This window comes from Streptomyces sp. NPDC090077, from assembly GCF_044747545.1.
In the GTDB taxonomy this organism is placed as follows: Bacteria; Actinomycetota; Actinomycetes; order Streptomycetales; family Streptomycetaceae; genus Streptomyces.
Genome location: NZ_JBIVEG010000021.1, coordinates 64,272 through 89,284 on the forward strand (window position 1 = coordinate 64,272; position 25,013 = coordinate 89,284).

The 25,013-nt window shown below is 73.2% G+C and carries 23 protein-coding genes; 7 read left to right on the plus strand and 16 right to left on the minus strand.

Annotation, left to right across the window (positions count from 1 at the left end):
• Window positions 1-169: 169 nt before the first annotated feature.
• The 3 genes from ACIPW5_RS28495 to ACIPW5_RS28505 all read left to right on the plus strand — a co-directional run bounded on the left by ACIPW5_RS28495 (window position 170) and on the right by ACIPW5_RS28505 (window position 2,804).
• On the plus strand, window positions 170-1,453 hold the full coding sequence (locus ACIPW5_RS28495) for an adenylosuccinate synthase (protein WP_362458830.1): 1,284 nt from the start codon (window positions 170-172) through the stop codon (window positions 1,451-1,453).
• Window positions 1,454-1,595: 142 nt separating this feature from the next.
• Window positions 1,596-2,225: a DUF6879 family protein gene (locus ACIPW5_RS28500; protein WP_401250681.1), complete on the plus strand. Its 630-nt coding sequence runs from the start codon at window positions 1,596-1,598 to the stop codon at window positions 2,223-2,225.
• Between the two features lie 84 nt (window positions 2,226-2,309).
• Complete coding sequence (locus ACIPW5_RS28505) at window positions 2,310-2,804, plus strand: carboxymuconolactone decarboxylase family protein (protein ID WP_401250684.1); 495 nt, start codon at window positions 2,310-2,312, stop codon at window positions 2,802-2,804.
• 21 nt (window positions 2,805-2,825) lie between these two features.
• Here the strand turns inward: ACIPW5_RS28505 and ACIPW5_RS28510 are convergent, their stop codons facing one another.
• Window positions 2,826-4,457, minus strand: a complete 1,632-nt coding sequence (locus tag ACIPW5_RS28510) for an ADP-ribosyltransferase domain-containing protein (protein WP_401250687.1) — start codon at window positions 4,455-4,457, stop codon at window positions 2,826-2,828.
• Between the two features lie 170 nt (window positions 4,458-4,627).
• On the opposite strand from ACIPW5_RS28510, the gene ACIPW5_RS28515 reads away from it, so the two are divergent.
• Window positions 4,628-5,305 carry a macro domain-containing protein gene (locus tag ACIPW5_RS28515; RefSeq protein WP_401250689.1) on the plus strand — a complete coding sequence of 226 codons (678 nt, stop codon included), beginning with the start codon at window positions 4,628-4,630 and terminating at the stop codon, window positions 5,303-5,305.
• A 13-nt stretch (window positions 5,306-5,318) separates the two neighbouring features.
• Here the strand turns inward: ACIPW5_RS28515 and ACIPW5_RS28520 are convergent, their stop codons facing one another.
• The 5 genes from ACIPW5_RS28520 to ACIPW5_RS28540 form a co-directional block, all read right to left on the minus strand.
• Window positions 5,319-6,194 (minus strand): alpha/beta hydrolase, encoded by an 876-nt coding sequence (locus ACIPW5_RS28520; protein ID WP_401250692.1) that lies wholly within the window; start codon window positions 6,192-6,194, stop codon window positions 5,319-5,321.
• Between the two features lie 172 nt (window positions 6,195-6,366).
• A complete protein-coding gene (gene kynU, locus ACIPW5_RS28525) occupies window positions 6,367-7,608 on the minus strand; it encodes a kynureninase (protein WP_401250695.1) in 1,242 nt (413 codons plus the stop codon).
• Entirely contained in the window at window positions 7,601-8,449 is an 849-nt protein-coding gene (locus ACIPW5_RS28530) for a tryptophan 2,3-dioxygenase family protein (protein WP_401250698.1), read from the minus strand. Before ACIPW5_RS28530 ends, kynU begins: the two co-directional genes overlap by 8 nt.
• Window positions 8,450-8,578: 129 nt before the next feature.
• Window positions 8,579-8,992: a DUF3151 domain-containing protein gene (locus ACIPW5_RS28535; protein WP_401250700.1), complete on the minus strand. Its 414-nt coding sequence runs from the start codon at window positions 8,990-8,992 to the stop codon at window positions 8,579-8,581.
• Between the two features lie 73 nt (window positions 8,993-9,065).
• Entirely contained in the window at window positions 9,066-10,148 is a 1,083-nt protein-coding gene (locus ACIPW5_RS28540) for a CE1758 family FMN-dependent luciferase-like monooxygenase (RefSeq protein WP_401250703.1), read from the minus strand.
• 274 nt (window positions 10,149-10,422) lie between these two features.
• Between ACIPW5_RS28540 and ACIPW5_RS28545 the strand changes: the two genes are divergently transcribed.
• Window positions 10,423-11,595 carry an IS701 family transposase gene (locus tag ACIPW5_RS28545; protein WP_401250706.1) on the plus strand — a complete coding sequence of 391 codons (1,173 nt, stop codon included), beginning with the start codon at window positions 10,423-10,425 and terminating at the stop codon, window positions 11,593-11,595.
• A 36-nt stretch (window positions 11,596-11,631) separates the two neighbouring features.
• Here ACIPW5_RS28545 and ACIPW5_RS28550 read toward each other — a convergent pair whose 3' ends face one another.
• From ACIPW5_RS28550 to ACIPW5_RS28590, 9 genes are all read right to left on the minus strand, one after another.
• Window positions 11,632-13,569, minus strand: a complete 1,938-nt coding sequence (locus ACIPW5_RS28550) for a helix-turn-helix domain-containing protein (RefSeq protein ID WP_401250709.1) — start codon at window positions 13,567-13,569, stop codon at window positions 11,632-11,634.
• A gap of 112 nt (window positions 13,570-13,681) precedes the next feature.
• A complete protein-coding gene (locus ACIPW5_RS28555) occupies window positions 13,682-14,383 on the minus strand; it encodes a BTAD domain-containing putative transcriptional regulator (protein WP_401250712.1) in 702 nt (233 codons plus the stop codon).
• Window positions 14,384-14,452: 69 nt separating this feature from the next.
• Window positions 14,453-15,160 (minus strand): ScbR family autoregulator-binding transcription factor, encoded by a 708-nt coding sequence (locus ACIPW5_RS28560; protein ID WP_401250715.1) that lies wholly within the window; start codon window positions 15,158-15,160, stop codon window positions 14,453-14,455.
• Window positions 15,161-15,390: 230 nt separating this feature from the next.
• Window positions 15,391-16,413, minus strand: coding sequence for a class II fructose-bisphosphate aldolase (fbaA, locus tag ACIPW5_RS28565; RefSeq protein WP_007265022.1), 1,023 nt, complete (start codon window positions 16,411-16,413; stop codon window positions 15,391-15,393).
• A gap of 311 nt (window positions 16,414-16,724) precedes the next feature.
• Window positions 16,725-17,264, minus strand: a complete 540-nt coding sequence (gene pyrE / locus ACIPW5_RS28570; protein ID WP_401250719.1) for an orotate phosphoribosyltransferase — start codon at window positions 17,262-17,264, stop codon at window positions 16,725-16,727.
• A gap of 21 nt (window positions 17,265-17,285) precedes the next feature.
• On the minus strand, window positions 17,286-18,074 hold the full coding sequence (locus ACIPW5_RS28575) for an aldose 1-epimerase (RefSeq protein ID WP_401250722.1): 789 nt from the start codon (window positions 18,072-18,074) through the stop codon (window positions 17,286-17,288).
• Between the two features lie 19 nt (window positions 18,075-18,093).
• Window positions 18,094-18,945 (minus strand): SRPBCC domain-containing protein, encoded by an 852-nt coding sequence (locus ACIPW5_RS28580; RefSeq protein WP_401250725.1) that lies wholly within the window; start codon window positions 18,943-18,945, stop codon window positions 18,094-18,096.
• A 54-nt stretch (window positions 18,946-18,999) separates the two neighbouring features.
• A complete protein-coding gene (locus ACIPW5_RS28585; RefSeq protein ID WP_401250728.1) occupies window positions 19,000-20,643 on the minus strand; it encodes a polyamine aminopropyltransferase in 1,644 nt (547 codons plus the stop codon).
• A gap of 99 nt (window positions 20,644-20,742) precedes the next feature.
• Window positions 20,743-21,261, minus strand: a complete 519-nt coding sequence (locus ACIPW5_RS28590; protein WP_042801168.1) for a DUF2617 family protein — start codon at window positions 21,259-21,261, stop codon at window positions 20,743-20,745.
• A gap of 720 nt (window positions 21,262-21,981) precedes the next feature.
• Between ACIPW5_RS28590 and ACIPW5_RS28595 the strand changes: the two genes are divergently transcribed.
• Window positions 21,982-23,169 (plus strand): pyridoxal phosphate-dependent aminotransferase, encoded by a 1,188-nt coding sequence (locus tag ACIPW5_RS28595; RefSeq protein ID WP_401250732.1) that lies wholly within the window; start codon window positions 21,982-21,984, stop codon window positions 23,167-23,169.
• A gap of 8 nt (window positions 23,170-23,177) precedes the next feature.
• Window positions 23,178-24,329, plus strand: a complete 1,152-nt coding sequence (locus tag ACIPW5_RS28600) for a glycosyltransferase family 39 protein (RefSeq protein WP_401250735.1) — start codon at window positions 23,178-23,180, stop codon at window positions 24,327-24,329.
• 40 nt (window positions 24,330-24,369) lie between these two features.
• On the opposite strand, the gene ACIPW5_RS28605 is transcribed toward ACIPW5_RS28600, so the two are convergent.
• A complete protein-coding gene (locus tag ACIPW5_RS28605) occupies window positions 24,370-24,909 on the minus strand; it encodes a YbjN domain-containing protein (protein ID WP_401250738.1) in 540 nt (179 codons plus the stop codon).
• Between the last annotated feature and the right edge of the window lie 104 nt (window positions 24,910-25,013).

Genomic DNA, 25,013 nt, shown 5'->3' on the forward strand with positions numbered 1-25,013 from the left:
CGACACCTCGGTCCTTCCTCGGGTAGCATCTTTGTGCAAGAGGCCCTTGCGCTATTGCGCCAGGGCCTTCGTCTATTCCGGGGCACCGGTCCGACGGCTCAGCCTGCGGTGTACATCGTCGTACGCCCCCTGACCTTGGACATGCCCCATCCGGAAGAGGTGTACGCCTGTGCCCGCTCTTGTGCTGCTCGGAGCTCAGTGGGGTGACGAGGGCAAGGGAAAGGCCACCGACCTGCTCGGTGGATCCGTTGACTATGTAGTGCGCTACCAGGGTGGCAACAACGCCGGCCACACGGTCGTCGTCGGCGACCAGAAGTACGCGCTGCACCTTCTCCCCTCCGGCATCCTCTCCCCCGGATGCACCCCTGTCATCGGCAACGGTGTCGTCGTCGACCCGGCCGTCCTGCTCTCCGAGCTGCGCGGTCTGAACGAGCGCGGCATCGACACCTCCAAGCTGCTCATCAGCGGCAACGCGCACCTGATCACGCCGTACAACGTCACCCTCGACAAGGTCGGCGAGCGCTTCCTCGGCAAGCGCAAGATCGGCACCACCGGCCGCGGCATCGGCCCGACGTACGCGGACAAGATCAACCGCGTCGGCATCCGCGTCCAGGACCTCTACGACGAGTCGATCCTCACCCAGAAGGTCGAAGCGGCCCTGGAGGGCAAGAACCAGCTCCTCGCGAAGCTGTACAACCGCCGCGCCATCGAGGCCTCGGCGATCGTCGAGGAGATGCTCCAGTACGCGGACCAGATCAAGGGTTACGTCGCCGACACCACCCTGATCCTCAACAACGCGCTGGACGAGGACAAGGTCGTGCTCTTCGAGGGCGGCCAGGGCACCCTGCTCGACGTCGACCACGGCACGTACCCCTTCGTCACCTCCTCGAACCCGACCGCCGGCGGCGCCTGCACCGGCACCGGCGTGGGCCCGACGAAGATCAGCCGCGTCATCGGCATCCTCAAGGCCTACACGACCCGCGTCGGCGCGGGCCCGTTCCCGACCGAGCTGTTCGACGAGGACGGCGAGGCGCTGCGCCGCATCGGCGGCGAGCGCGGCGTGACCACCGGCCGCGACCGCCGCTGCGGCTGGTTCGACGCCCCGATCGCCCGCTACGCCACCCGCGTGAACGGCCTGACGGACTTCTTCCTCACCAAGCTGGACGTGCTGACCGGCTGGGAGGAGATCCCGGTCTGCGTCGCGTACGAGATCGACGGCAAGCGCGTCGAGGAGCTGCCCTACTCGCAGACCGACTTCCACCACGCGAAGCCGATCTACGAAACCCTGCCGGGCTGGTCCGAGGACATCACCAAGGCCAAGACCTTCTCCGACCTGCCGAAGAACGCGCAGAACTACGTGAAGGCGCTGGAGGAGATGTCGGGCGCCCCGATCTCCGCGATCGGCGTCGGCCCCGGCCGCACCGAGACGATCGAGATCAACTCGTTCCTCTAGGCACCGGCGCCCGAAGGGGCGGGGAGCACACCGTGCGCCCCGCCCCTTCGGCGTTTTCGGCAGACCCGCGCGAACACGTACCGCGTCCTCCTGATCACGTTCGGTACAGTCGGGGCACCTTCACCCAGGCTGGGGATTCCAGATGCACGATCTCCGCGCGCCGGCGCTCCCGGCGAACCGAGGCGAGGCGCTCGACGCCGAGGCCTACGCCGAAGAACTGCGGACGCGCCGCGCGTCGGTCCGCAACGGCGAGTCCTGGCGGCTGGAGCGGCTCCAGCACTTCGAGGAGACCGGCAACCCGGCCCGGGAGGCGCTGCGCCGGGGCGACTGGCGGGAGGTGCTCCGGCTGATCGAGGCGGAGCGCACCACCGCGCGCAGGGCCGCCGACGAGGACGGCCGCAACGGCTCCCCCTTCCGCCGGCTGCGGGTGGTGGAGGAGCCGCTCTCCCCGTACGTGCAGTGGCAGCTCCACTGGCTCCACATGCGCGCCGAGGCCGGGCACCAGGCCCGGGTGCTGTCCGCCGAGGAGTTCTCCTTCACCGAGGCGGCCGACGGCGGGCGGCTGCCCGAGATCGTGATCCTCGAAGGCCGCGTCCTCTACGAGGTCCTCCACACCCCCGCCGGCGTCCACACGGGCAGCCGCCGGTACGAGGACCCGGCGGTCGTCAGGCCCTGGGAGGTGTTCGTGAAGCGGGCCTACGCCGTGGCCGAGGACCTGCGGACCTACTTCACCCACTCCGTCGCGCACCTGCCGCCGCCCCCGGCGGTCTGAAAAAGAATCTCCCCGGTCCTGTCACATCCGCGCCCTCCCCCGGGTCAGTGCTGTGAGGACACCGACCGAAGGAGAACAGCAGCCATGACGAACACCCCCGCCCCGATCTCCCGGATGGCCGACCCGGGCGCGTTCGTGCCCGAGCTGAACGACGTCAGCGCCGCCCTCTTCCGCGCCACCGGCAACCGCTCGGTGCCGCGCACCACGGTCAGCCTGGTGCACCTGCGCGCCGGGCAGATCGTCCACAACACCTACCTGACCGTCCTGAACACCTCCTTCCTCCGCAAGGCCGGGGAGTCCGAGGAGCGGATCACCGCGGTCTCCTCCTGGCAGGACGCCCCGTACTTCACCCCGGCCGAGCGCGCCGCGCTCGCCCTGGTGGAGGCCACCCTCCAGCCCGCCCCGCGCGGCCAGGAGCGCGTCACGGACGAGCTGTACGCCGAGGTCGCGGCGCACTACGACGAGAAGGCGCTGGCCACCCTCACCATCGCGATCGGCCAGATCAACTTCTTCATCGCCCTGGCCGTGATCGGCAAGCCCCAGCCGGTCGCCTCCCTCGCCGACCAGCAGTGGGACTGAGCGGCGCCGGCCCGCACCGGGTCAGGAGACCAGCGTCTGCTCCTCCAGCTCGGTCAGCCGCACCGTGCACAGCCCGCCCCGCTCGGTCTTCACGTCCGTGACCTTCAGCTGCGTTCCCGGGGAGAGGATGAACTCCTCCTCCTCGGTGAACGCGGAGAAGTCCCGGATGCCCACCGCCCGGGCGGGCACCACCTCGAAGAGGGTCCGCTTGCCGCGGCTGCCGAGGAAGCCCCGCGCGACACCGAGCTCGGGCGTGCAGGAGGACACGCCCCACCAGGTGACGGTGCGGCCCAGCGGGTACTGCGCCCGCAGGTCCAGCGCCACGCCCCGGTACAGCGGCTCGGTGCGGGCGGGCAGCCCCGACACGGCCGAGAACAGCAGCCGCAGGTAGGGCAGGTACGGGACGAGCCGGGACCGGTCCGGGGAGCGCAGGACGGCGTTGATCTCCCGGTAGAACGCGGACTCGCAGGTGTAGAGGTGGAGCGCGGAGACCGCGTCGGCGGACAGCCCGGCGGCCGCTCCGTCCGCCCGCGCCCGGCCGAACGCGTACGACCGGTCGACGTGCCGGCCGAGTCCGGACAGCAGCTCGGCGACGGGGGCGACGGCGTCCCGGAACCCCATGAGCGGGGTGTCGAACACCCCGGTGATCGCGGGGAGGACGAGGCCCTCGTCCTTGACGCTGGAGAGGCGCTCCAGATACAGCTGGTGCAGTTCCATCGTGGAGGCGATGAAGGCGCCCATGCGCGCGGCGACGTCCTCGCCGCCCGCCCCGCCGGCCCCTTCCGCGCGCTCGTTCCACCCCTTCTCGGGGAGCCAGTCGACGGGTTCGGCGCCCACGGACGCGAGCGCGTCGTTGACCGTGGCGAAGTGGTCGCCGTCGCAGAAGAGGTCGCCCTGCGCCGCGGGATTGGCGTGGTCGATGTGCCGGACCTCGACGCCGGGGTACTTCTTCTGGAGTTCGAGGACGACCTTCTTCAGGCTGCGCGCGTGGGCGCCCCACCAGGCGAAGACGACCCCGCGGTCCTCCTCGTCGGCGTCCTGCTTGGCCCGCAGGATCTCCTCGACGATCCGCTCGGCGACCGGCCGCCAGAAGGCGGTGTGCGGGTCGGCGCCGCCCCGGGGCCCGTCGCTGCTCGCGGTGAGGGCGGCGTTCAGCAGGAGCACGCCCTGGGTGAGCATCGCCTGGAACCATTCCGGCGGCTGCACGGTGTCCTGCTCCTTCAGGAGCGCGCGTATGTCGGCGATCGGGGTCTTCTTGGGAATTCCGTGCTTCCACATCGCCGCGGCCTTGATGAGGCAGCGAATGCTGACGACCCGGCCGAACTGGCTGTCCTTCCAGTCGTGGAAGGTGTTGTCGAACATCGCTATTCCGGTGGCGCTTTCCGGCCTCGGATAGGGGTTCTGCCCGAAGACGACAACCTTCCACTTGTGCGGAGGATTCGGCTTGAGCGCCTGGAAGGTCAGCTCGCGGACCGGTACGACGTCCGGGCTGCGGCCCGTGCCGATGAACGCGGCGGCGTTCGGCCGGGCCTCGATGACGGGTCCCAGCAGCGGGAACCACGGCTCGCCACCGCCCTTGAACAATTCGGCGAGGGCCAGCGGGTCATTCGGGTCGGGCTGCGTGGAACCGGCCGGGGAATTGGTGTCGGGCATGGCGGAGAACTCCGAAACGTCGAGCCGGACTTCGAATCTCTCCGCAGGCTAACAAGGGCCACTGACATTGCTGATCGGTCGTCACCACCGGTCGTCCCGAAGCCCATTGTCAGTGGTCGGCGCTAACGTGGTGAGCGCCTGGAAAGACCCTTTCTGGATGGGAGTGGATGATGACCGAGGACCGTGCTCAGCCTGCGCTCAGGGTCGTGCTGACCGACGTCAACGCCGATGTGGTGGAGTCGTGGCGGGCCGCTTTCGCCGACACCCCCGGGATCGAGATCCGCCGGGGGTCGATCCTCGACGAGGACGTCGACGCGTGGGTCAGCCCGACCAACTCCCGCGGCCGGATGGACGGCGGGGTCGACGCGGCCGTCAAGCGGTTCCTGGGCGCGGGCATCCAGCTGCGCGTGCAGCGGGCGATACGCGACCGGTTCGCCGGCAGCCTCCCGGTGGGCAGCGCGGTGTGCGTGCCGTCCGGGGCCCTCGTCCCGCGCTTCCTGATCTCGACGCCGACGATGGAGACGTCCTCGCAGAACGTCAGCCAGACCCTGAACGTGGCCCTGGCCTGCGCGGCCGCCTTCCAGGCCGTCCACCGGCAGAACGAGGAGAAGCCCGGCAGCATCCGCTCGGTGGCCCTGGTCGGCATGGGCGCCCGCACCGGCCGCGTACCGGCCCGGATCTGCGCGAACCTGATGTGGACGGGCTACACGCTCTTCAACGACCACCGCTTCGAGGACTACGACGACCTGCGTGCCACGGTCACGGCGCAGCTGGACGACCTGGAGGGCGCCCCCGCCGGGAAGCGGGTGCGCATCACCCCGCCGGAGCGGGCCGCGTCCCGGCGCTGACGGGAGGGCACCGCTACCAGGCGAGTTGGGAGATCTCCTCGGCGACGACCGCGCAGGCGTCCGCGGCCGGGTCGATCAGGGGGAAGTGGCCGACGCCCTCGACCAGGGTGAGGCCGACCATCTCGCCCGCCTTCGCCGCCGCGGCCACGTACGATTCCGCGACCGCCGGCGGGACCACGATGTCCTCGCGGCCGTGCACCACGGTGGTGGCGATGCCCGTCGGGAGCAGCGCCGCGGGGTCGGCACAGGGCAGGCGGGCCTCCCAGTGCTCCGGCCCGCCCAGCAGCTGGGCCGACGCGCCCCCGCAGACGCCGAGTTCCTCCGCGACCGCGAAGTCCGCGATCGGGGCCAGCGCCACCACCCCGCGCAGCGGCGGCGGGGCGGGCAGCCGCCAGGGGGAGCCCTGCGGGAGCACGTGCCGCGCCGCCGCCCACAGTGCGAGCTGTCCGCCCGCCGAGTGGCCGGTCACCACGGTCCGCCGGAAGTCGGCCGCGGGCAGGGCGACGGCGGCCAGGGCGGGCAGGGCGTCCATGGCGGCGGCCACGTCGTCGAAGGTCTCGGGCCAGCGCCCGGCCACCGGCCCCTCGGCGTCCTGGCGGGGCAGGGAACCGCCCCGCCGGTACTCGACGTTGGCGACGGCGAAGCCGCGCCGGGCGAGGAGGTCCGCGAAGGGGGTGATGTGCTGCCGGTCGTAGGGGGCCCGCCAGGCCCCGCCGTGCAGGACCACGACCAGCGGCGCGGAGCCGGTGGAGTCCCCGCGCGGGGCGTAGAAGTCGATGACCTGGTCGGGGTGGTCCCCGTACGCGGCGCTCGCGTCGGGGCCGACCGGGGGGTGTGCGAAGGCCGAGGCGGCCTCGGCGGCGTCCCGTTCGACTGCGGGGTCCGTCATCGGCTCAACCTCTCGGTAAACGCGTGGGACAGGGGGGACAGGTGTTCCGGTGTTCCGACTGAGCGGGACCGTACCAGGCCGACCCGTGCCACCGGCCGCCGGAACGGGCCCGTACGGAGGCGGGCGGAGCCGTAGCCCCGCCCGCCCCGTGGTGTGACGTTTCGCTACCGCGTCACCCGAAAATGTGACCCAGTGTGCGCGCCGCGCGCTCCACGTCGGCGAAACCGACGTACAGCGGGGTGAATCCGAACCGCAGGACGTCGGGGGCCCGGAAGTCGCCCACGACCCCCCTGGAGATGAGCTCCGCCATCACCTCGCGGGCGCCCTCGGCCCGCAGCGAGACCTGGCTGCCGCGCCGGCCGTGCTCGGCCGGGGTGACCGGCTCGACCCTGCCGGCCGGGACGTACGCGGCCACGCACTCCAGGAAGAAGTCCGTGAGCGCGAGGGACTTGGCGCGCACGTCCTCGACGTCCACGCCCTCCCAGGCGTCGAGGGCCGACTCCAGGGCCAGCATCGACAGGATGTCCGGCGTCCCGACGCGCATCCGGGCCGGTCCCTCGGCGGGAACGTAGTCCGGGGTCATCGCGAAGGGCTCCGCGTGGCCGTTCCAGCCGGGCAGCGGGGAGTCGAAGGCGCCCTGGTGCCGTTCGGCCACGTAGATGTAGGCCGGGGCACCGGGGCCGCCGTTGAGGTACTTGTAGGTACAGCCCACCGCCAGGTCGACGGCGTGCGCGTCGAGGCCGACGGGCAGGGCCCCGGCGCTGTGGCACAGGTCCCACACGATCAGCGCGCCCGCGGCGTGCGCGGCCGCGGTGAGGCCGGGCAGGTCGTGCAGCCGGCCGCTGCGGTAGTCGACGTGGTTGAGCAGCACCACCGCGGTGTCGTCGCCGAGGGCGCCGGCCGCGTCGGAGGGGTCGACCGGGACGAGTTCGAGGCCGGTCATCCGGGCGGCGGACGCGGCGATGTAGCCGTCCGTCGGGAAGGTGGTGGCGTCGACCAGCATCCGGGTCCGGCCGGGCGCCGCCAGCCGGGCGGCGCCGACGAGGGCCTTGAAGAGGTTGACGCTGGTGGAGTCGCCCACGGTGACCTGGCCGGGGGCGGCACCGATCAGCGGGGCGATGCGGTCGCCGATCCGCTGCGGGGCGGTCCACCAGCCGCTCTCGTCCCAGGAGCGGATGAGGAGCTCGCCCCACTGGCGGTGCACCACGTCGGCCACCGCGCCGGGGACCCCGGCCGGCAGCGCGCCGAGGGAGTTCCCGTCGAGGTAGACGACGCCCTCGGGCAGGGTGAAGCGCTCGCGGAGCTTGCCGAGGCCGTCCTCGGCGTCGAGGCGGGCGCCCCGCTCCCGGAGCTCCGGTATCGGGTCCGGTATCGGTACCGGTATCGGATTCGGGTTCACGGTCGCGTCAGACATGGCTGCGGGCCGTCCAGAGCTCGGGGAAGACGTTCTTCGTGGCGCGCTTCTCCAGCCAGGTCACCCCGGCCGAGCCGCCCGTGCCGGTCTTCGCGCCCATCGCCCGGCGCGTCGCGACCAGGTGGTCGTTGCGCCAGCGCCAGACGAGCTCGGCGACGTCCGTGAGCAGCTCGCCGAGGCGGTGCAGGTCCGCGTGCGGGCCGGACGGGTCCGCGTAGAGGGCCGTCCAGACGGCCTCGACCTCGGCGGAGGGCTCGTACCGCAGGGCCAGGTCCCGGTCCAGGACCGCCTTGGGGACCGGCAGGCCGCGGCGGGCCAGCAGGCGCAGGGTCTCGTCGTACACGCTGGGCTCGTGGAGGGCCTTCTCCAGCTCGGCGTGGACCCGCGGGGCGCCCCGGTGCGGGACCAGCATCGACGCGGACTTCTCGCCCAGCAGGAACTCCATCCGGCGGTACATCGCCGACTGGAAACCGGAACCCTCGCCTAGTGCGGCGCGGTAGGAGTTGAACTGCGCGGGGGTGAGCTGGGCCAGCGGGCGCCAGGAGGCGTTCAGGGCCTCCAGCTCGCGGAGGGATCGTTTCAGCGCGTCCATCGCGACCGGGACCTCGTCCTCGCGCAGGGCGCGGGCGGCGGTCTCCCACTCGTGGACGATGACCGTGAACCACAGTTCCATGACCTGGGTGGTCACGAGGAACACCATCTCGCCGGGGTCGTCCGAGCGCAGGTGCTGGAGGTGGGTGAGGACGTCGGCCTGGACGTAGTCCTCGTACGGGGTCGTGCCGGCGAAGTCGAGGTTCGGGGTGTCCGAACCGGCTCCGGAGGCATCAAGGGCGTGCGACATTTCTGTCTCCTCGACACGTGCTTCCGGGTAGCGGTCCGCTCCTTCCGATGAGGTAAGTGGAGCCCCGGTCCCCTGCTCCGCATCATAAGCAGGGGATCCGGAAGCCCTCTAGGGCGCTCCTGGAGAGCGTTATGCGAGCGTGTCCGCCGCCGTCTCGGAGGAATCGCGCAGGAAGGTCGAGCAGCGCTCGTACTCGTCCTTCTCGCCGATGGCCCCGGCGGCCCGCGCCAGGGCGTGCAGGGCGCGCAGGAAGCCGCGGTTCGGCTCGTGCTCCCACGGCACCGGGCCGTGGCCCTTCCAGCCGGCGCGGCGCAGCGCGTCCAGGCCGCGGTGGTAGCCCGTACGGGCGTACGCGTACGACTCGACCGGGTGGCCGGCCTCGAAGGCCCGGTCGGCGAGGGCGGCCCAGGCCAGGGAGGACGTGGGGTGCGCGGCGGCCACCTCGGACGGGTCGGTACCGGCGGCGAGGGCCTCGCGGGGCGCGGGCTCGTCGGGCAGGTGGGTGGGGGCGGGGCCCCCGAGCAGGTTCTGGTGAATCGACATGGGTTCAGTCTGGCCGACGGAGCCGGCGGCCGGCGGCCGGGCCCGGATCACGCGCCCGGATCACGCGCGCGGGTCACGCCGCGACTTCGCGCCCCAGGACCGTCGCCGGGTGGCGGGGGCCCGGCGGGACGGACGGGGGGCGGGAGGCGGCCAGCTCCCGGCGCAGGACCGGCACGATCCGCTCGCCCAGCAGGTCGACCTGTTCCAGGGCGGCCTGCGGCGGCAGCCCGCAGTGGTCCACGGCGAACAGCTGGCGCTGGTAGTCCCCGTACGCCTCCCGGAAGCCGAGGACCTTCTCGATCACCTGGTCCGGACTGCCCACGGCCAGCGGCGTCCGCGCCGCGCACTCCTCCAGCGAGTAGCGCCCGCCGTGCACCCGGGACCGTTCGAAGTACGGGCGGAACTCCCGCACCGCGTCCTGCGAGCGCGCCCGTACGAAGACCTGCCCGCCGAGCCCGACGACCGCCTGCCCGGCGGTGCCGTGGCCGTGCTCCTCGTACCGGGCGCGGTACAGCTCCACCAGGCGGGCGTACTGGCCGACCGGACCGATGAGGTTGTCCGCGAAGAAGCCGTCGCCGTAGTACGCGGCCCGCTCCGCGGTCTCCGCCGAGCGCACCGCCCCGTGCCACACGAAGGGCGGTACGCCGTCCAGCGGGCGGGGCACGGAGGTGAAGCCGTCGAGCCGGGCCCGGAACCGGCCCTGCCAGTCGACGTCCTCCTCCCGCCACAGGCGGTGCAGCAGGGCGTAGTTCTCCCGGGCCAGCGCGGCGCCCTGGCGCAGGTCCTGGCCGAACCAGGGGTAGCAGTTGGGGATGGTGCCCCGGCCCGTCATCAGGTCCACGCGCCCGCCCGCCAGGTGCTGGAGCAGCGCGTACTCCTCCGCGATCCGGACCGGGTCGTTGGTGGTGACCAGGGTGGTGGCGGTGGACAGGATCAGCCGCCGGGTGCGCGCGGCGAGGTAGCCGAGCAGGGTCGTCGGCGAGGAGGTCACGTACGGCGGGCTGTGGTGCTCGCCGGTGGCGAAGACGTCCAGCCCGGCGTCCTCGGCCCGCAGGGCGAGCGCGGTCATGGCCGTGATCCGCTCGTGCTCGGTCGGCGTACGGCCGGTCGACGGGTCGGGCGCGACCTCGCCGATCGAGAAGATGCCGAACTGCACCCCCGCCCCTCCCGTGTAGACGCCGCCGCGCGGATGCGGCGCCGGGGGGCAGGCCCCGGCACCGCGGCTCGTGGCCCCGCGATCCGACCGTGCCCGATTCGCGCAGGTCCGGCCAGGTCCGCCCGGCCAGTCCGTCAAGTCGCCGGGGTGGTGGCGGCCCCACCACGTTCCGGCCAAGTGCGGTGCCCGGCACACCTCCCCGGAGAAGGGGTGCTCGTCCGACGGTAGAGGGGCAGTGGACGCACGCCGAGGGGGGCATGTCGTGAAAGCGGTCATGAGCAGCATCAGCACGGGCACCGGTACGGGCACGGTGGCACCGGTACGGCGGGACCCGGTCCGGGAGGCGGCCGACGACCTGTGTGCCGCGGTCCTGTCCTCGCTGCGCCGCAAGGACCAGCGGGAGAAGGGCCGGCAGTACGTGCAGGGGCTGCTCGCGCTGCCCGGCCGCAAGTCGATGCGCGGGATCGCGGGGCAGGTCGGGGGCGGGGCGGCCGAGCAGAGCATGCACCACTTCATCTCCGGCTCCACCTGGGACTGGGAACCGATCCGCGCCTCGCTCGCCGGGTTCCTCCAGACGGCCACCCCGCTGACCGCGTGGGTGGCCCAGCCGATGGCCATCCCGAAGGGCGGGGAGCACTCGGTGGGGGTGGCGCACCGCTTCGACCCGCACCAGGGGCAGATGTTCCGGGGGCAGCAGGCCTTCGGGACCTGGTTCGCCTCGGCCGGCCTGGTCACTCCGGTCGGCTGGCGGATGCACCTGCCGGAGGCCGACGCCCCCGGCGCCCCCGGCCCCGCCGACGCGCAGGCCGCGTACGAGGAGTCCGCGGCGGACGCCGTCATCGAGACGGTCCGGCGCAGCGGCAACCGGCGCCCGGTGGTGCTCGACATCCAGCGGATCGGCACCCGCTCCACGATGAACCGCTTCGCCGAGGCCGCCCTGCCCGTCATCGCCCGCGTCGCGCCGTCGACGCCGCTGCTCGTCACCGACCCCGCGCTGCCCGGCCACGGCGCCGGGGCGCGCCCCGCGCGGGACGTCCTGCAGTCGGTGAAGGGGCTGTGCACCCCGGTGGAGTGGACCGACCCGGACCCGGCGCTCCCGGGCGGCCGCCACCGCAGCACCCTGGCGGTGGCGGTGCGGGTGATGATGCCGGACCCGTCCCCGGCCCGGCGCCGCCACCTGCTGCTGGTCGGCGAGTGGACGGACCCGCGCCGCCCTCCGGCGCAGCTGTGGGTGACGGACCTGGTACGGCTGCCCGTGGGCCCGCTGCTGCGGCTGACGAAGCAGGGCCGGCGGGTCGGCTTCGCCGCCGGGCACAGCGGCCAGGAGGCGGGCCTGCGGGACTTCGCCGGGCGGGCCCTGCCGGGCTGGCACCGGCACGTCACGCTGGCCTCGGTCGCGCACGCGGCCCGCGCCCTGACCGGCACGGAGCACTACGCGGCGGCGTGACCGCCACGGAGCACCGAGCGGCGTGACCGCCCGGGGTCACACGCCGTCCGCGCGGTCGGCGGCGGTGCGGCGATCGTGCAGGACCGTACGGGCCTTGCGCAGCCGCAGGGCCATCTGGATCTCCAGCGCCCCGGCGGGCTTCTGCCAGTCGGGGCCGAGGAGTTCGGTGATCCGGTCCAGCCGGCGGGAGACGGTGTTGGGGTGGACGTGCAGGGCCTCGGCGGCGTGGGTGGGGCTGGCGCCCGAGGCGAAGTACGCCTCCAGGGTGCGGGTCAGCTCCGTCAGCCGGTCCGCGTCGTACGCGAGGACGGGGCCGATGGTCGCCGCGACGAACGACTCCACGTCGTGGTCGGCGGACAGCAGCATGCCGAGGAAGCCCAGTTCGCGCAGGGAGGCCGTGCCGCCCACCCCGTCGAGCGCGGTCAGCGCGTCCAGGCAGCGCACGGCCTCGGCGTAGACGCGGGCCACCTCGCCCGGACTCCGGGTCGGTCCGGCGGCACCGGTGGACACGGCGTGGCCCAGCAGCGGCGACAGCTCCCCGGAGGCCCGGTGCGCGGCGGCCGAGGCGTCGCTGCCGGGCAGGACGAGGACGATGCAGCCCCGGCGGACGCCCTTGAGCCCGCCCATCCGGTAGGCGTACGAGGAGGCCCAGGCCACGGCCTTGCCCAGTTCGCCGCCCTCCGGCCGGGCGACGACCACCACGTGCGGGCCGTCCAGGTCGATGCCGAGGCGGCGGGTGCGCTCCAGCAGGTGGAGGTCGACGGAGTGCGGGCGTTCCAGCAGGTCGGCGAGGATCTCGTCGTGGACGGGGCCCTCGGCGGCGGCCGTGCCGCGCTGGATCAGCATCAGCGAGGCCACGGACTGGGCGGCCAGCTGGAGCAGCCGTACGTCCTCGTCGGCGAGCGGTTCGGAGGCGCTCAGCAGCAGCACCCCGAGGTCCTCGGCCCCCGCCAGGACCGGGGCGAGCCACAGGTCTCCGGGCAGCCGCACCGGGCGCCGGTCGGTGAGGGCCTGGAGGGCGCCCTTGGTCACCGCTTCCTCGTCCAGGCCGGGCAGTTCCCCGGTCGCGGTCAGCGGCCGCCCGCCCGGGTCCCGTACCTGGAGCACGCCGTCCAGTGCGTCGGCGGTGGCCCGGGCGAGGGTGGCGAGGCCGGCCCCGTCCAGGACCAGCCCGGCCAGCCGGGCGTGACACTCCCACAGGTGGCGGACCCGGGTGAGGGCGGTGTTGGTGCGCGAGCCGAAGGCCGCCAGCTCGGTGACCTCGTCGCGGGTCTGCTCCAGCAGCCGGGCCTTCTCGATGGCGACGGCGGCCAGGTCGGCGAGGGAGAGCATGATGCCGATCTCGTCGGGGGTGAACTCCCTGACGGCACGGTCGGATCCGTAGAGCGCGCCGAGGGTGGAGTTCCCCCGGCGCAGCGGGACCGCGATGATCGCGTGCAGGCCCTCCGCCTCGACCACGGCGTCGATGCCGGGGGCGTGCGCGATGGAGGGGTCGGCGAGGTAGTCGGGGGTCCACACCGGTGAGCGGCGGGCCTGCGCGATGCTGCCGAGGCCCCGGCCGGTGCCCAGTTCGAGGCCGACGTTGAGCGCGGTGGTCTCGCCCTCCGAGGTGCGCACGTACGCGGATCCGTCGGGGCGGCTCAACGACAGCCAGGCCATGTCGAAGCCGAGCAGGCGCCGGGCCCGGCGGGTGATCAGGCGCAGCAGGCCGTCGATGTCGTACGGGGAGGTCAGGTCGTGGGCGGTGTCGACGAGGGCGGTGAGGGCGGCCTCGCGCTGTCTGCCCCGGCTCGCGCGGGCCCGTACGGAGCCGGCCAGGTCGACGGCCCGGGTGAGGGCGGCGAGTTCGGCTTCGCCGGCGCCCGCGCCGCGGGCTTCGGCCAGCAGGGTCTCGTACCGGCTCTGCGGGGCGTCCTGCGCGAGCAGCTCCAGTACGTCCAGTGGGCCGACCCCGTCCCCGTCCCCGCGTCGCATGCCGCAGCTCCCCCCACCCCGACCAGCTGTTTTCCGTCCCCGGCCCCGAACCTAGGTTCCGTCGGGCGAGGGGTCAAGCAGGGCGTACGGGGCGGGCGGTGCGGGCCCGCGGTCAGGTGCGGGCGGCGCCGGTCAGGGAGGGCCCGGGGGCCGGCCGGGCCCTGCGGGCGGCCTCGACGCGGGCCTCGGCCCGGCGCAGTGCGGCCAGGTAGGCGCTGTCGGGGCGGCCGGAGCCGCGCAGGACGGCGAGCGCGAGGCGCAGCTCGCGGTGGCGTCCGAGGGCGAGTTCCGCCTCGGCCCACTGGCCGAGCACGGTGAGCCGGTCGGCGTCGAGGCAGGCGATGCGGCCGCGGAGCCAGGTCCCGGCGTCGATGCCGTCCAGGGCGGGGCCGGTCCACAGGTCCAGCGCCCGGCGCAGCCGTGCGGCGGCCTGCACGAAGTCGCCGCGTTCCATGGCCCGGTATCCGGCGCCGGACTCCCGTTCGAACTCGCGGACGTCGCAGCGGCCGCCGGCGGTGTCGAGAAGATACCCGCCGGGCCTGGTGGACAGCACGGTCTCGGGAGTCCGTACCGAGCCGGCCCCCTGAGCCTCCGCGAAGCGCTCGCGCAGCCGGCGTACGGCGGTGTGCAGGGCGGCGTGGGCGTGCTCGGGCGGGACGCGGCGGACCAGCTCGTCCGCGAGCACGGACACGGGGACGACCCGGTCGGGACAGGCCGCGAGGACCGCCAGGACGTGCCGGGACTCCGGCGTGGGGGCCGTGATGGGGACGCCGTTCTCGACGACCCGCGGTGCGCCGAGTACCTCAATGTCCACAGTGATCTCCCTGGGCAGGCGAGCAGAAAAATCATACCCGGAAGGATCTTTCAGGGAAGGGGGCAGGGGTTACTCGGCCGGCTCCCGCGGCGGCTGCCCGGCCCGGCAGTCGGACCGGCACTCGTGCGCGCCCATCGGCCCGAACAGCGCCCGCGCCCCCCGCCCGGGACCGGTGTCCAGCCGGATCGCGACGGCCGGCACCACCACGTTCGGCATCACGTGCGTGTAGAGCTCCGCGACCTGCGCGTCCAGGTCGAGGCCGAGCGTGTGCGACATGGTGTTCAGCCCGGCGTACGCCCCCACGATCAGCCGGGACGGGACCACCGGGTCCACGTTCGGCAGCAGCTCCCCGCGCCGCTGGGCCTCCCCCAGCACCTCGGTGTGCAGGTCGATCCACGCCTCGTAGGGGGCCGCCCGGTCGAGCCGCTGGTTGCCGTACTCCAGCGTGAGCCGCGTGCTGGCGCGGATCAGCGCCTCGTGACGCAGCCGGTGCGAGAAGACCATGCCGATGTCCACGAACTCCTGCGCCTTGTACTGCTGCGGCAGCATCTTGGGCTCGGTCGCGTTCTGCGCGTCGATGACGGCCTGGGCCAGGCCTTCCTTCGAGTCGAAGTGGAAGTAGAGCGCGCCCTTGGTGACCTTCGCGATGTTGACGATGTCCGAGAGCTTCGCGGCGTCGTAGCCGTGCTCCTCGAACACCACGGCGGCCGCTTCCAGGATCGCCCGCCGCGTGCGCACCGCCCGGTCCTGCTTCACCTGGGGTCGCTCTGTCTTCATCTGCGGCGTCGCCTCTCCTGGCCCGCCGGTTTTACATCCCCACGGGTACGTTTCTCTGGGTAATAGAGATTCCACACCATCGCGCCGCCGCGCGTCCAACGCCGTATGTCACCTCGGGCGAATCCCTCCCGAATCCACTGCACCGTGCACGGAAAAGGGGCCCGCCGGCCCGTGTCGGACCGGCGGACCCCTTCCTCAGGTCCTCGGGAACCCTTCCGGGTCCTCGCCGCTTACTTCAGCTTGGTGCCCGTGGAGCGCAGGTCGGCGCAGGCCTGGGTGACGCGCTTGGCCATGCTCGCCTCGGCCAGCTTGCCCCAGGTGCGCGGGTCGTAGGTGGACTTCTTGCCGACCTCGCCGTCGACCTTCAGGACACCGTCGTAGTTGCGGAACATGTGGTCCGCGACCGGGCGGGTGAAGGCGTACTGGGTGTCGGTGTCGAGGTTCATCTTCACGACGCCGTTCTCCAGCGCGGTGGCGATCTCCTCGGGCGTGGAGCCCGAACCGCCGTGGAAGACGAAGTCGAACGGAGAGGCCTTGCCGAACTTCTCGGCGACACCGGCCTGGAGGTCCTTGAGCAGCTCCGGACGCAGGACGACGTTGCCCGGCTTGTAGACGCCGTGCACGTTGCCGAAGGAGGCGGCCAGCAGGTAGCGGCCCTTCTCGCCCAGGCCCAGGGCCTCGGCGGTGCGGATCGCGTCCTCGACGGTGGTGTACAGCTCGTCGTTGATCTCGTGGCTGACGCCGTCCTCCTCGCCGCCGGTCGGGGTGATCTCGACCTCGAGGATGATCTTCGCGGCGGCGGCCTTGGCGAGCAGCTCCTGGCCGATGGCCAGGTTGTCGGCCAGGGTCTCGGCGGAGCCGTCCCACATGTGCGACTGGAAGAGGGGGTTCAGGCCGCGGGCGACGCGCTCGGCGGACACCTCCAGGAGCGGACGCACGTAGCCGTCCAGCTTGTCCTTGGGGCAGTGGTCCGTGTGCAGCGCGACCGTGACGTCGTACTTGGCGGCCACGACGTGCGCGAACTCGGCCAGGGCGACCGCGCCGGTCACCATGTCCTTGCTGTACTGGCCGCCCAGGAACTCGGCACCGCCGGTGGAGATCTGGATGATGCCGTCGCTCTCGGCCTCCGCGAAGCCGCGCAGTGCGGCGTGCAGGGTCTGGGTCGAGGTGACGTTGATGGCCGGGTAGGCGAACTTGCCTGCCTTCGCCCGGTCGAGCATCTCGTTGTAGACCTCGGGGGTTGCGATGGGCATCTGTCCGCTCCTTGGATGTGCGGGGAGTGTGCTTATTGCGGGCCCTGACCTGGGGGCGACGTCGCCGTCGCGCCTATCTTTCCAGACTCGGCGCAACACTCCACCCCGCCTGTCACCCCCCGGTCACGACAATGGGCGGGGTGTTTCACGTGAAACACCCCGCCCATTCGAAAATCCGCAGGTCAGGACTGGGGCGAAGACGACCGGGACCTTGGTCCCCACTTGTCCCGCACCCGGTCCCGGGCCCGTCCGTCACCCCGCGGGACCACGATCCGAGACGGCCGGAGCGTGCGCGGAGGGGCCGGGCGGGGTCAGCCGAGGCCCAGGTCCCCGAGCTGGTAGCCGGTGAGGTACGGCAGGCCCGCCCCGGCGATCGCCTCGGCCGCGCCCCGGTCCACGATGGTGGCGACGGCGACGACCTCGCCGCCCGCCTCCCGGACGGCCTCGACGGCGGTCAGCGGGGAACCGCCGGTGGTCGAGGTGTCCTCGACCACCAGGCAGCGCTTGCCCTTCACGTCGGTGCCCTCGATGCGGCGCTGCATGCCGTGGGCCTTCTGCGCCTTGCGGACGACGAAGGCGTCCAGGCGCTCGCCGCGCGCGGCGGAGGCGTGCAGCATCGAGGTGGCGACCGGGTCGGCGCCCAGGGTCAGGCCGCCGACGCAGTCGAACTCCAGGTCGGCGGTGAGGTCCAGCATGACCTGCCCGACCAGCGGGGCGGCCTCGCCGTCGAGGGTGATCCGGCGGAGGTCGATGTAGTAGTCGGCTTCCTTGCCGGAGGAGAGCGTCACCTTGCCGTGCACGACGGCCTTGTCCTTGATCTGCTGCAGAAGCGCATCGCGTACGTCAGTCATGCCGTCGAGCTTAGTTGCGGGTCAGCCGAGCCGCCGCCACGTCCAGGTCGTGGAGACCTCCAGCGGGTCCACGGGCGTGACCAGGCGCGGGAGGGTGTTGAGGCCGTTCGGCGGGCCGGACTGCGGCTCGACGCAGACGGCCTCGGGCTGCTCGTCGTACACGACCACCCATTCGGCGGGGCTGGTGACCTTCAGCTCCAGCTGACCGGGCCAGGTGAGGGTGACGTCGACCCCGTAGGGCATGCCGAAGCAGTCGTCCCAGGGGCCGGGCTTCGGGTCGATGCGGCGGCCGGTGGGGATGTGGTCCTCGTCGCGCTCCTCCTGCCAGGCCGGGTCGAAGCCGATCCGGGCCGGCTCCCCGTCCTCGGTCAGGACCCGGTTGAACCAGGGGTGCCAGCCCGCCTGCGCCGGGAAGGAGTCCTGGTACGTCTCCACGCCCAGGCGGATCGTCAGCGCGTCCGCGCCCAGCTCGAAGAGCTGCGTCACCCGGCCGTGGTGGGGCCACGGGTCGACGAGGTCGTAGGTGAAGGCCGCGGTGGTGCCGGTGGCCGAGGCCTGCTTCCAGGGCGCGTCGCGGGCGAAGCCGTGGATGGCGTGCGGCGGGTGGTTGAGCGGCAGCTGGTGGACGGCGGCGCCGTCGTGGAACCGGCCGTTCGCGGTGCGCCCGCACCACGGAACCATCGGGAAGGCCCCGAACTTCGGGCCCTGCCGCAGCAGCTCGACGCCGTCGACGCGCAGACCGCTGACCCGGCAGCCGTTTTCCTGATCGATGGTGAGCTCGGCGCCGCCGGCGCTCAGTCGCGTAGTCATACGGTGACCCTACGGCGCGTCAGCGACGGCGGCGCAACGCCCTTCCGACCACGACCGCCGAGGCGAGGGCCAGTGCCGCCGCCGGGGCGATCCAGCGCATGCCGTTCTGCCCGCCCGCCGCCGAGGGCGCCGGGACCGGGGCGTAACGGCCGCGCGGGGGCGCGTGGTCGACCTCTTCGGCGCTGCGGCCGATCATCGTGCGGCGGGCGTGGGCCGCCTCGGCCGGCGGGCGTCCGGGGGCGGCGGGGCCCGTCCCGGCCGCGTCCTCCTCCTTCTCCTCCTTCTCCTTGTCCGGCTCGGCGAAGGAGGCGAAGTCGGCGAACTCGCCTGCGAGGAAGGGGTCGAGGGACGGGGGCGGCACCTCGGTGTCGAACACGGACGGCAGGTCGGCGCCGGGGTCCGACGGCGCCTCCCCGGCCCCGGCGGCGGCATCGGCCGCCGTGCCGGCCGCGCCGGCCAGGTTCGCGGCGAAGCGGTCGAGGAGCCGTCCGGCGGCGGTGGCGGTGGCCCCCGGGTCGAAGGCGGCGGCCCGGCCGTCGGCGGTGGCCCCGCCGCTGAACTCCAGCAGGGTCCCTCCGTCGTGCGGGACCAGCCGCAGTTCGAGCGCGAGGCCGACGGTGCCGCTGCCCCGCACCTCGGCGCCCTCCCCCTCGGCGGCGAAGTGGTCGGGGTCCCGCTCGGCGAGGGACAGGGTGCCCCGGTAGGTCACGGTGTGGCCGCCGACGCGCACCTTGAGCCGCCCGGCCAGCGGCCCGGCGGCGGTGTCGGCGTCCTGCTGGAGCCCGGGGACGCAGCGGGCCACCCGGGCGGGGTCGCGCAGCACGGCGCGGACGTCTTGGGCCGGTACCGGAACGAACACCTGATGCTCCATGCGGCCGAGCCTACCGAGGGGACCCCCCGCTGCACACGGACACGACGCCACGGGTCAGTGGTAACGCGGATGCGGCAGCGTGGACGGCGGGAGCAGCCGGGCCGGCCGGCTCCGGGCCGCGTCCCGGGCCGCGTCCTGCAGCCCCCGGGTGGACACGGCCCGCAGGGCGGGGGTGTCCCGGTCCACGCGCAGCTCGGGGACCTGGTCGCGGGCGGCGAGTACGAAGCCCCAGTCCTGCGGCGGCGCGTCGGCCGCGCCCTGGGTGCGGTCGGGCCCGGCGGCGAAGCCGGTAAGCCGGCCGCCGGTGCTGTACGGGGTGGTGAGCAGCCCGGCCGCGCGCAGAGTGGACTCGACGGTCCAGTACGTACGCGGCCTCGTGGTGAGGGGGCCGGCGTGCACCGCGATGCGCCCGCCCGGCTTCAGGGCCCGCGCGGCGAGCCCGTAGAACTCCTGCGAGTACAGCTTCGTGCTCGGCGTGATGCCCGGGTCGGGCAGGTCGGAGACGATGACGTCGAAGCGGTCCCGCGCGGCGGGCCCCCGCAGCCAGCGGAAGGCGTCCTGGGTGACGACGCCGAGGCGCGGGTCCGCGTACGCCCGGGCGTTGAGCGCGGAGAGCATCGGGTCGGTGCGGGCGAGGCGGACCACGCCGGGGTCGAGCTCGACGACGGTGACGGAGGTGACGTCCCGGTAGCGCAGCACCTCGCGGGCGGCGAGCCCGTCGCCGCCGCCGAGGACCAGGACGCGGCTGTGCGGGCCGGTCATCGCGGGGTGGACCAGGGCCTCGTGGTAGCGGTACTCGTCGTAGCCGCTGACCCGCAGCCGCCCGTCCAGGAAGAGGTCCAGGGAGCGCGGGGATCCGGTGGACGGCCCCGTCAGCACCAGTTCCTGCACCCCGGTCTGTGCGGCGACCCGTACCTCGCCGCCGTAGACGGCGGTGCGCGCGGCCCGCTCGAAGTCGTCGACGAGGACGGTGGCGGAGGCGAGCAGGGCGAGGACGGTCGCGTTGGCGGTGACCAGCAGCCAGCGGCCGCGCCTGCCGAGGTCCTTGCGGAACAGCCACAGGACGAGGCCGCCGCCGACGACGGCGTTCACGGTGCCGGTCAGCATGGCCCCGGTGAGCTGGCCGAGCACGGGCAGCAGCAGGAAGGGGAAGGCGAGCCCGCCGGCCAGGGCGCCCACGTAGTCGGCGGCGAAGAGGTCGGCGACGGCGCCGCCGGCGTCCTGTCTGCGGATGCGCTGGATGAGGACCATCAGCAGCGGGATCTCCGCGCCGATGAGCACCCCGATGCCGAAGGAGAAGGCGACGAGGGCCGGCCGGGACTCCCCCAGCCAGGCGAAGCTGGCGTACAGGGCCATGGCGGAGAAGCCGCCGAGCAGGGCGAGGGCCGCCTCGATGACGCCGAACCCGAGGGCGGGGCGGCGGCGCAGGCGTTTGGCGAGGAGGGAGCCGACGCCCATGGCGAAGACCATCACGGACAGGACCACCGACGCCTGCGTGACGGAGTCGCCGATGAGGTACGAGCCGAGGGCGAGCAGTTCCAGCTCGTAGACGAGCCCGCAGGCGGCGCACACGAACACCGTGGCCAGCACGAGGAGTCGGCCGGTCCGGGGGCGTACGGGCAGGGCGGCCTGGACGGTCTGCACGCCCCGCGGCCCCGCCGCCGGGAGCACCCCGCGGGGGGCGGAACGGTCGATCATGCAGCGAACCGTACGTCACCGCCCACCGACACCCTGTCACCCACATGGGTGCAAGTGCCATGCAGATCAGGCCAGTTGGCCTAATCCGGAAGGCGGGCCCTAGACCGGGGCGCCCATGCGCACGCCCACCCGGGTACGGGTGGCCACCAGCTGGCCCTCCTGCGGGTACGCGTGCCAGGTGCGCCAGCGCACCTGCCCCTCGTGCCGCTGCGCGAGCATCGCGGTGAACGCGTGCGGATCACCGGGGAAGGTGCCCGCTAGCCCGTTCGGGTGATCCGCGACCAGCGCGAGCAGCTCCTGCGCCCGTCCCGCGAAAGACCCCCGGGAGAGGGTTTCGACCCGCGCGGCGAACTCGTACTCCCAGTCGCCGACCCGCTTCGCCACGCCGAGCGGCAGCGGCGTACTGCTGCCGGGCATGCAGGCGACCGTCTCCGAACAGAGCACCTCACCCTCCTCCAGGAGCACCTGGTGAGAGGCCCCGAGCAGGCGCAACTCCACCTTCGCGTCAGCGAGCTGGAGGTTCAGTACGGCCAGGGCGGGCAGCCGGTCGCGTCCCAGGGCCCAGGCGAGATCGGCGGCACGCGTGTCGGTGTAGGTGGTCTGGAGGGTCGTGAGCATGAGTCGGCTCCGCAAACGCGCGAGGGAGATGGGCCGGGGCCCGCCAGCGGTAGTCAACGGGTGGGGGGACACCGGCACGGGTCCACAGGAAGTCCCGGAGGTCCGGGGACTGGTCTACTCAACCGAGGGAATCATGAAAGGCACGGCACTCACAGCGTTTTTACCCAACTTGACGGGGTTTACATCCCCCCGGGGGCTTCACGGTTCACGTGTTCAACACGACGCCGCCCGTACGCCGTAGTACCGGCCCGAACAAGAAGACGCCCGAAGGAAGTTGTCCCCGCCGGGCGTCCTGTCCACACGGGGTGCGCGCGGCTTCCGCACACGATGCGGATCGCGGCCCCCGAGCACACGTACCAGTGTCAGCTGGACCCGCAGCCTCCGCCACCGCAGGAGGACGAGGACCCGCACGACGAGGAGGAACCGCAGGACGAGGAAGAGCCGCAGGAGGACGAGGAGCCCCCGCTGCCGGCCCACCAGCTGGACCGCGAGCCGCCGGAGCCGGAACCGCTGCCGCCCGATCCGGACAGCCGCGCCACCAGCACGACGACCCCCGCCACCGCCACCAACACGAGAATCAAGACCAGGGTCACGGCCCCGCCCCCTTCCTCAGCCCCGGTCGCCCGGGTCGCGGCACCCCCGTGGCCCGCGTGCAGGGGGGATGCCCCCAGGCCAACGCCTCGAAAGCACACTTGAGCAACTCCAGAGGTTCCCCCGAGGATGGCGCCCATGAGCGCACCCGCGGGCAGCAGCAGCCGCCCCCTCCTCAACCGCAGCCTCGCCGCCTTCGGCACCACGATCTTCGCGGAGATGTCGGCGCTGGCCGCCCGCACCGGGTCCATCAACCTGGGCCAGGGCTTCCCCGACACCGACGGCCCCGCCGAGATCGCCGAAGCCGCCGTCCGCGCGATCCGCGACGGCCGCGGCAACCAGTACCCGCCGGGCCCCGGCGTCCCCGAACTGCGCACCGCGATCGCCGCCCACCAGCAGCGCTTCCACGGCCTGTCCTACGACCCGGACACCGAGGTCCTCGTCACCGCCGGCGCCACCGAGGCCATCGCCGCCTCCCTCCTGGCCCTCCTCGAACCGGGCGACGAGGTCATCGCCCTGGAGCCGTTCTACGACTCCTACGCCGCCTGCATCGCCATGGCCGGCGCGGTCCGCGTCCCGCACACCCTGCGCGCCCCGCACTTCCGCCCCGACCTGGACGCCCTGCGCGCCGCGGTCACCCCGCGCACCCGGCTGCTCCTGCTCAACACCCCGCACAACCCCACGGGCACCGTCCTGACCCGCGAGGAGCTGGCCGCCATCGCCGAACTCGCCGTGGAGCGCGACCTCCTCGTCGTCACCGACGAGGTGTACGAGCACCTCGTCTTCGAGGGCGCGCACGTGCCGCTGGCCTCCCTGCCCGGCATGCGCGAACGCACCGTCACCATCTCCTCCGCCGGCAAGACCTTCTCCTTCACCGGCTGGAAGGTCGGCTGGGTCACCGCCCCGCCCGCGCTGGTCTCCGCGGTCCGCTCCGCCAAGCAGTTCCTCACGTACGTCTCCTCCGGCCCCTTCCAGTACGCCGTCGCCGAGGCCCTCGCCCTCCCCGACTCCTACTTCGACGGCTTCCGCGCGGACCTCGCCGCCAAGCGCGACCTCCTCTGCGACGGGCTCGCCGCCGCCGGCTTCGAGGTCTTCCGCCCGCAGGGCACGTACTTCATCACCACCGACGTCTCGCCCCTGGGCGAGAAGGACGGCCTCGCCTTCTGCCGCGCCCTGCCCGAGCGGGCCGGGGTCGTCGCCATCCCGAACCAGGTCTTCTACGACGACAAGTCCGCCGGGGCCACCCAGGTCCGCTGGGCCTTCTGCAAGCAGACCGACGTGCTCCAGGAGGCAGTGGACCGCCTCCGCCGGCTCTGAGGCCCGGCATGGACGTGACGACGAGAAGGGTCCCGCCCGCCTCCGGGCGCACCCGGCGAAGACGGGGGACGGCCTGGTCGGCCGGGCTCGCGCTCGGGGTGTTCGCCGCCGTGCGCGGGGCGGGGGTGCTGGTCATCGCCCTCGGCGCCTGGTGGGCCGGCCGGAACCCGGTCAAGGTGCTCGGCGGCTCCTGGGACTCCTTCTGGTATCTCTCCATCGCCGCCGACGGCTACGGCCGCACCCACATGTGGCCCGCCTCCGACTCCATCCAGAGCGACTACGCCTTCTTCCCGCTGTACCCGCTGCTGGTGGACCTCACCGGCGGCGGCCCCGTCGCCGGGCTCGTGGTGTCCTGGACGGCCGCGGCCGCCGCCGCCGTCGGGGTGTACCGCATCGGGGAGCTGCTGCTGGGGGCGCGGGCCGGGGTGCTGCTCGTCGCGCTGTGGGCCTCGCTGCCGCACGCGGTGGTGCTGAGCCTCGCCTACACCGAGCCCCTGCTGTGTGCGCTGGCCGCCTGGTCGCTGTACGCGCTGCTGCGGGAGCGCTGGATGGCGGCGGCCGTCCTGGCCGCGCTCGCCGGGCTGACCCGCCCCACCGGGATCGCCGTCGCCGCCGCCGTGACCGTCCTGGCCCTGCGGGAGCTGGTGGTCCGGCAGGGCCGCGCGCCCGAGGTGTGGGCGGCCGGGCTGCTGGCGCCAGCGGGCTGGGCCTCGTACGTCGTGGCCGTCGGGGCGCACCGCCACGACCCCCTCGGCTACTTCACCGTCCAGCGGCAGTGGGGCTCGCGCTTCGACTTCGGCGGCGGGACGCTGGAGACGGTCTGGAAGGTCCTCTCCGGCGGGCCCGTGACGATCCCGGTCGGGGTGACGCTGGCCGTGCTCGCCGCCGCCGGGCTGCTCGCGGTGCTGGCCGTACTGGACCGGACGCCGCTGCCGCTGCTCGTGTACGCCGGGACACTGCTGGTGATCACCTTCGGCGGGGCGGGCTACTTCGAGTCGAAGCCGCGCTTCCTGCTGCCCGCGTTCCCGCTGCTGCTGCCGGTGGCGGCCGCCATGGCGAGAGCCCGGCCGCGTACGGCGATCGCGGTGACCGCCGGCCTGGCCGGGCTCTCGTACGGCTACGGGGCGTACCTGCTGCTGATGGCGAAGGTGCCCCTGTAGGCCGTGTGGACCCCGTGGGGCCCGGAGGGAGGGGGGACGGCTACTCGCCGTCCTCCTCCTTCTTCTCGTCGCCCTCGGCGGAGTCGACGTCCTTCTCCAGGCCGAGCTGCTCCAGCAGCCACTTGTCGAACTCGATCGACGCGCGGACCCAGCTGACCGTGGAGGACACGAAGTGCTCCAGGCTGACGCCCGTGCCGATCAGCATCTGCGCCTCGCCGATCAGGCGGACGGAGCCGTCGTCGTGCGTGTGGCTGTAGACCTTCGGCCACAGGGTGCGGCGGTTCCAGTCGTCGATCGACTCCAGCAGCTGCGGCTTGTCGTCGAGGGCGTGGGGGCGGTCGTAGAAGGTCCGCACGGAGAAGACCTGCTGCTCGCCCTCGCCGCGGAACATGAAGTAGGTGCGGAAGTCCTCCCACGGCGCCGCGAGGTCACCCTCGTCGTCGACGACGTACTTCAGCTCCATCTGCTCCAGGAGCTGCTTCACCAGGTCCTGGTCGGGGACGACGGGGCCCGCCGGTCCTTGGCCTTGCGGTTCGGGCTGACCCCCGAAGTTCGGAATCGAGGCCGGGTCGATGCTCACCGTGTACTTCCCTTCGTGCGGATACCGCCATCCTCCCCCATCGCGCCCACCCCGTGTCCAGCCCCGGACCGGCGATCCGCTCCGGGCGGACACGGGGGGCCGCG

Coding starts and splice junctions, on each gene's coding strand:
- ACIPW5_RS28500 (WP_401250681.1), top strand. CDS start 1,596: ATGCACGATCTCCGCGCGCCGGCGCTCCCGGCGAACCGAGGCGAGGCG.
- ACIPW5_RS28505 (WP_401250684.1), top strand. CDS start 2,310: ATGACGAACACCCCCGCCCCGATCTCCCGGATGGCCGACCCGGGCGCG.
- ACIPW5_RS28510 (WP_401250687.1), bottom strand. CDS start 4,457: ATGCCCGACACCAATTCCCCGGCCGGTTCCACGCAGCCCGACCCGAAT.
- ACIPW5_RS28515 (WP_401250689.1), top strand. CDS start 4,628: ATGACCGAGGACCGTGCTCAGCCTGCGCTCAGGGTCGTGCTGACCGAC.
- ACIPW5_RS28520 (WP_401250692.1), bottom strand. CDS start 6,194: ATGACGGACCCCGCAGTCGAACGGGACGCCGCCGAGGCCGCCTCGGCC.
- kynU (WP_401250695.1), bottom strand. CDS start 7,608: ATGTCTGACGCGACCGTGAACCCGAATCCGATACCGGTACCGATACCG.
- ACIPW5_RS28530 (WP_401250698.1), bottom strand. CDS start 8,449: ATGTCGCACGCCCTTGATGCCTCCGGAGCCGGTTCGGACACCCCGAAC.
- ACIPW5_RS28535 (WP_401250700.1), bottom strand. CDS start 8,992: ATGTCGATTCACCAGAACCTGCTCGGGGGCCCCGCCCCCACCCACCTG.
- ACIPW5_RS28545 (WP_401250706.1), top strand. CDS start 10,423: ATGAGCAGCATCAGCACGGGCACCGGTACGGGCACGGTGGCACCGGTA.
- ACIPW5_RS28550 (WP_401250709.1), bottom strand. CDS start 13,569: ATGCGACGCGGGGACGGGGACGGGGTCGGCCCACTGGACGTACTGGAG.
- ACIPW5_RS28560 (WP_401250715.1), bottom strand. CDS start 15,160: ATGAAGACAGAGCGACCCCAGGTGAAGCAGGACCGGGCGGTGCGCACG.
- fbaA (WP_007265022.1), bottom strand. CDS start 16,413: ATGCCCATCGCAACCCCCGAGGTCTACAACGAGATGCTCGACCGGGCG.
- pyrE (WP_401250719.1), bottom strand. CDS start 17,264: ATGACTGACGTACGCGATGCGCTTCTGCAGCAGATCAAGGACAAGGCC.
- ACIPW5_RS28575 (WP_401250722.1), bottom strand. CDS start 18,074: ATGACTACGCGACTGAGCGCCGGCGGCGCCGAGCTCACCATCGATCAG.
- ACIPW5_RS28580 (WP_401250725.1), bottom strand. CDS start 18,945: ATGGAGCATCAGGTGTTCGTTCCGGTACCGGCCCAAGACGTCCGCGCC.
- ACIPW5_RS28585 (WP_401250728.1), bottom strand. CDS start 20,643: ATGATCGACCGTTCCGCCCCCCGCGGGGTGCTCCCGGCGGCGGGGCCG.
- ACIPW5_RS28590 (WP_042801168.1), bottom strand. CDS start 21,261: ATGCTCACGACCCTCCAGACCACCTACACCGACACGCGTGCCGCCGAT.
- ACIPW5_RS28595 (WP_401250732.1), top strand. CDS start 21,982: ATGGCGCCCATGAGCGCACCCGCGGGCAGCAGCAGCCGCCCCCTCCTC.
- ACIPW5_RS28600 (WP_401250735.1), top strand. CDS start 23,178: ATGGACGTGACGACGAGAAGGGTCCCGCCCGCCTCCGGGCGCACCCGG.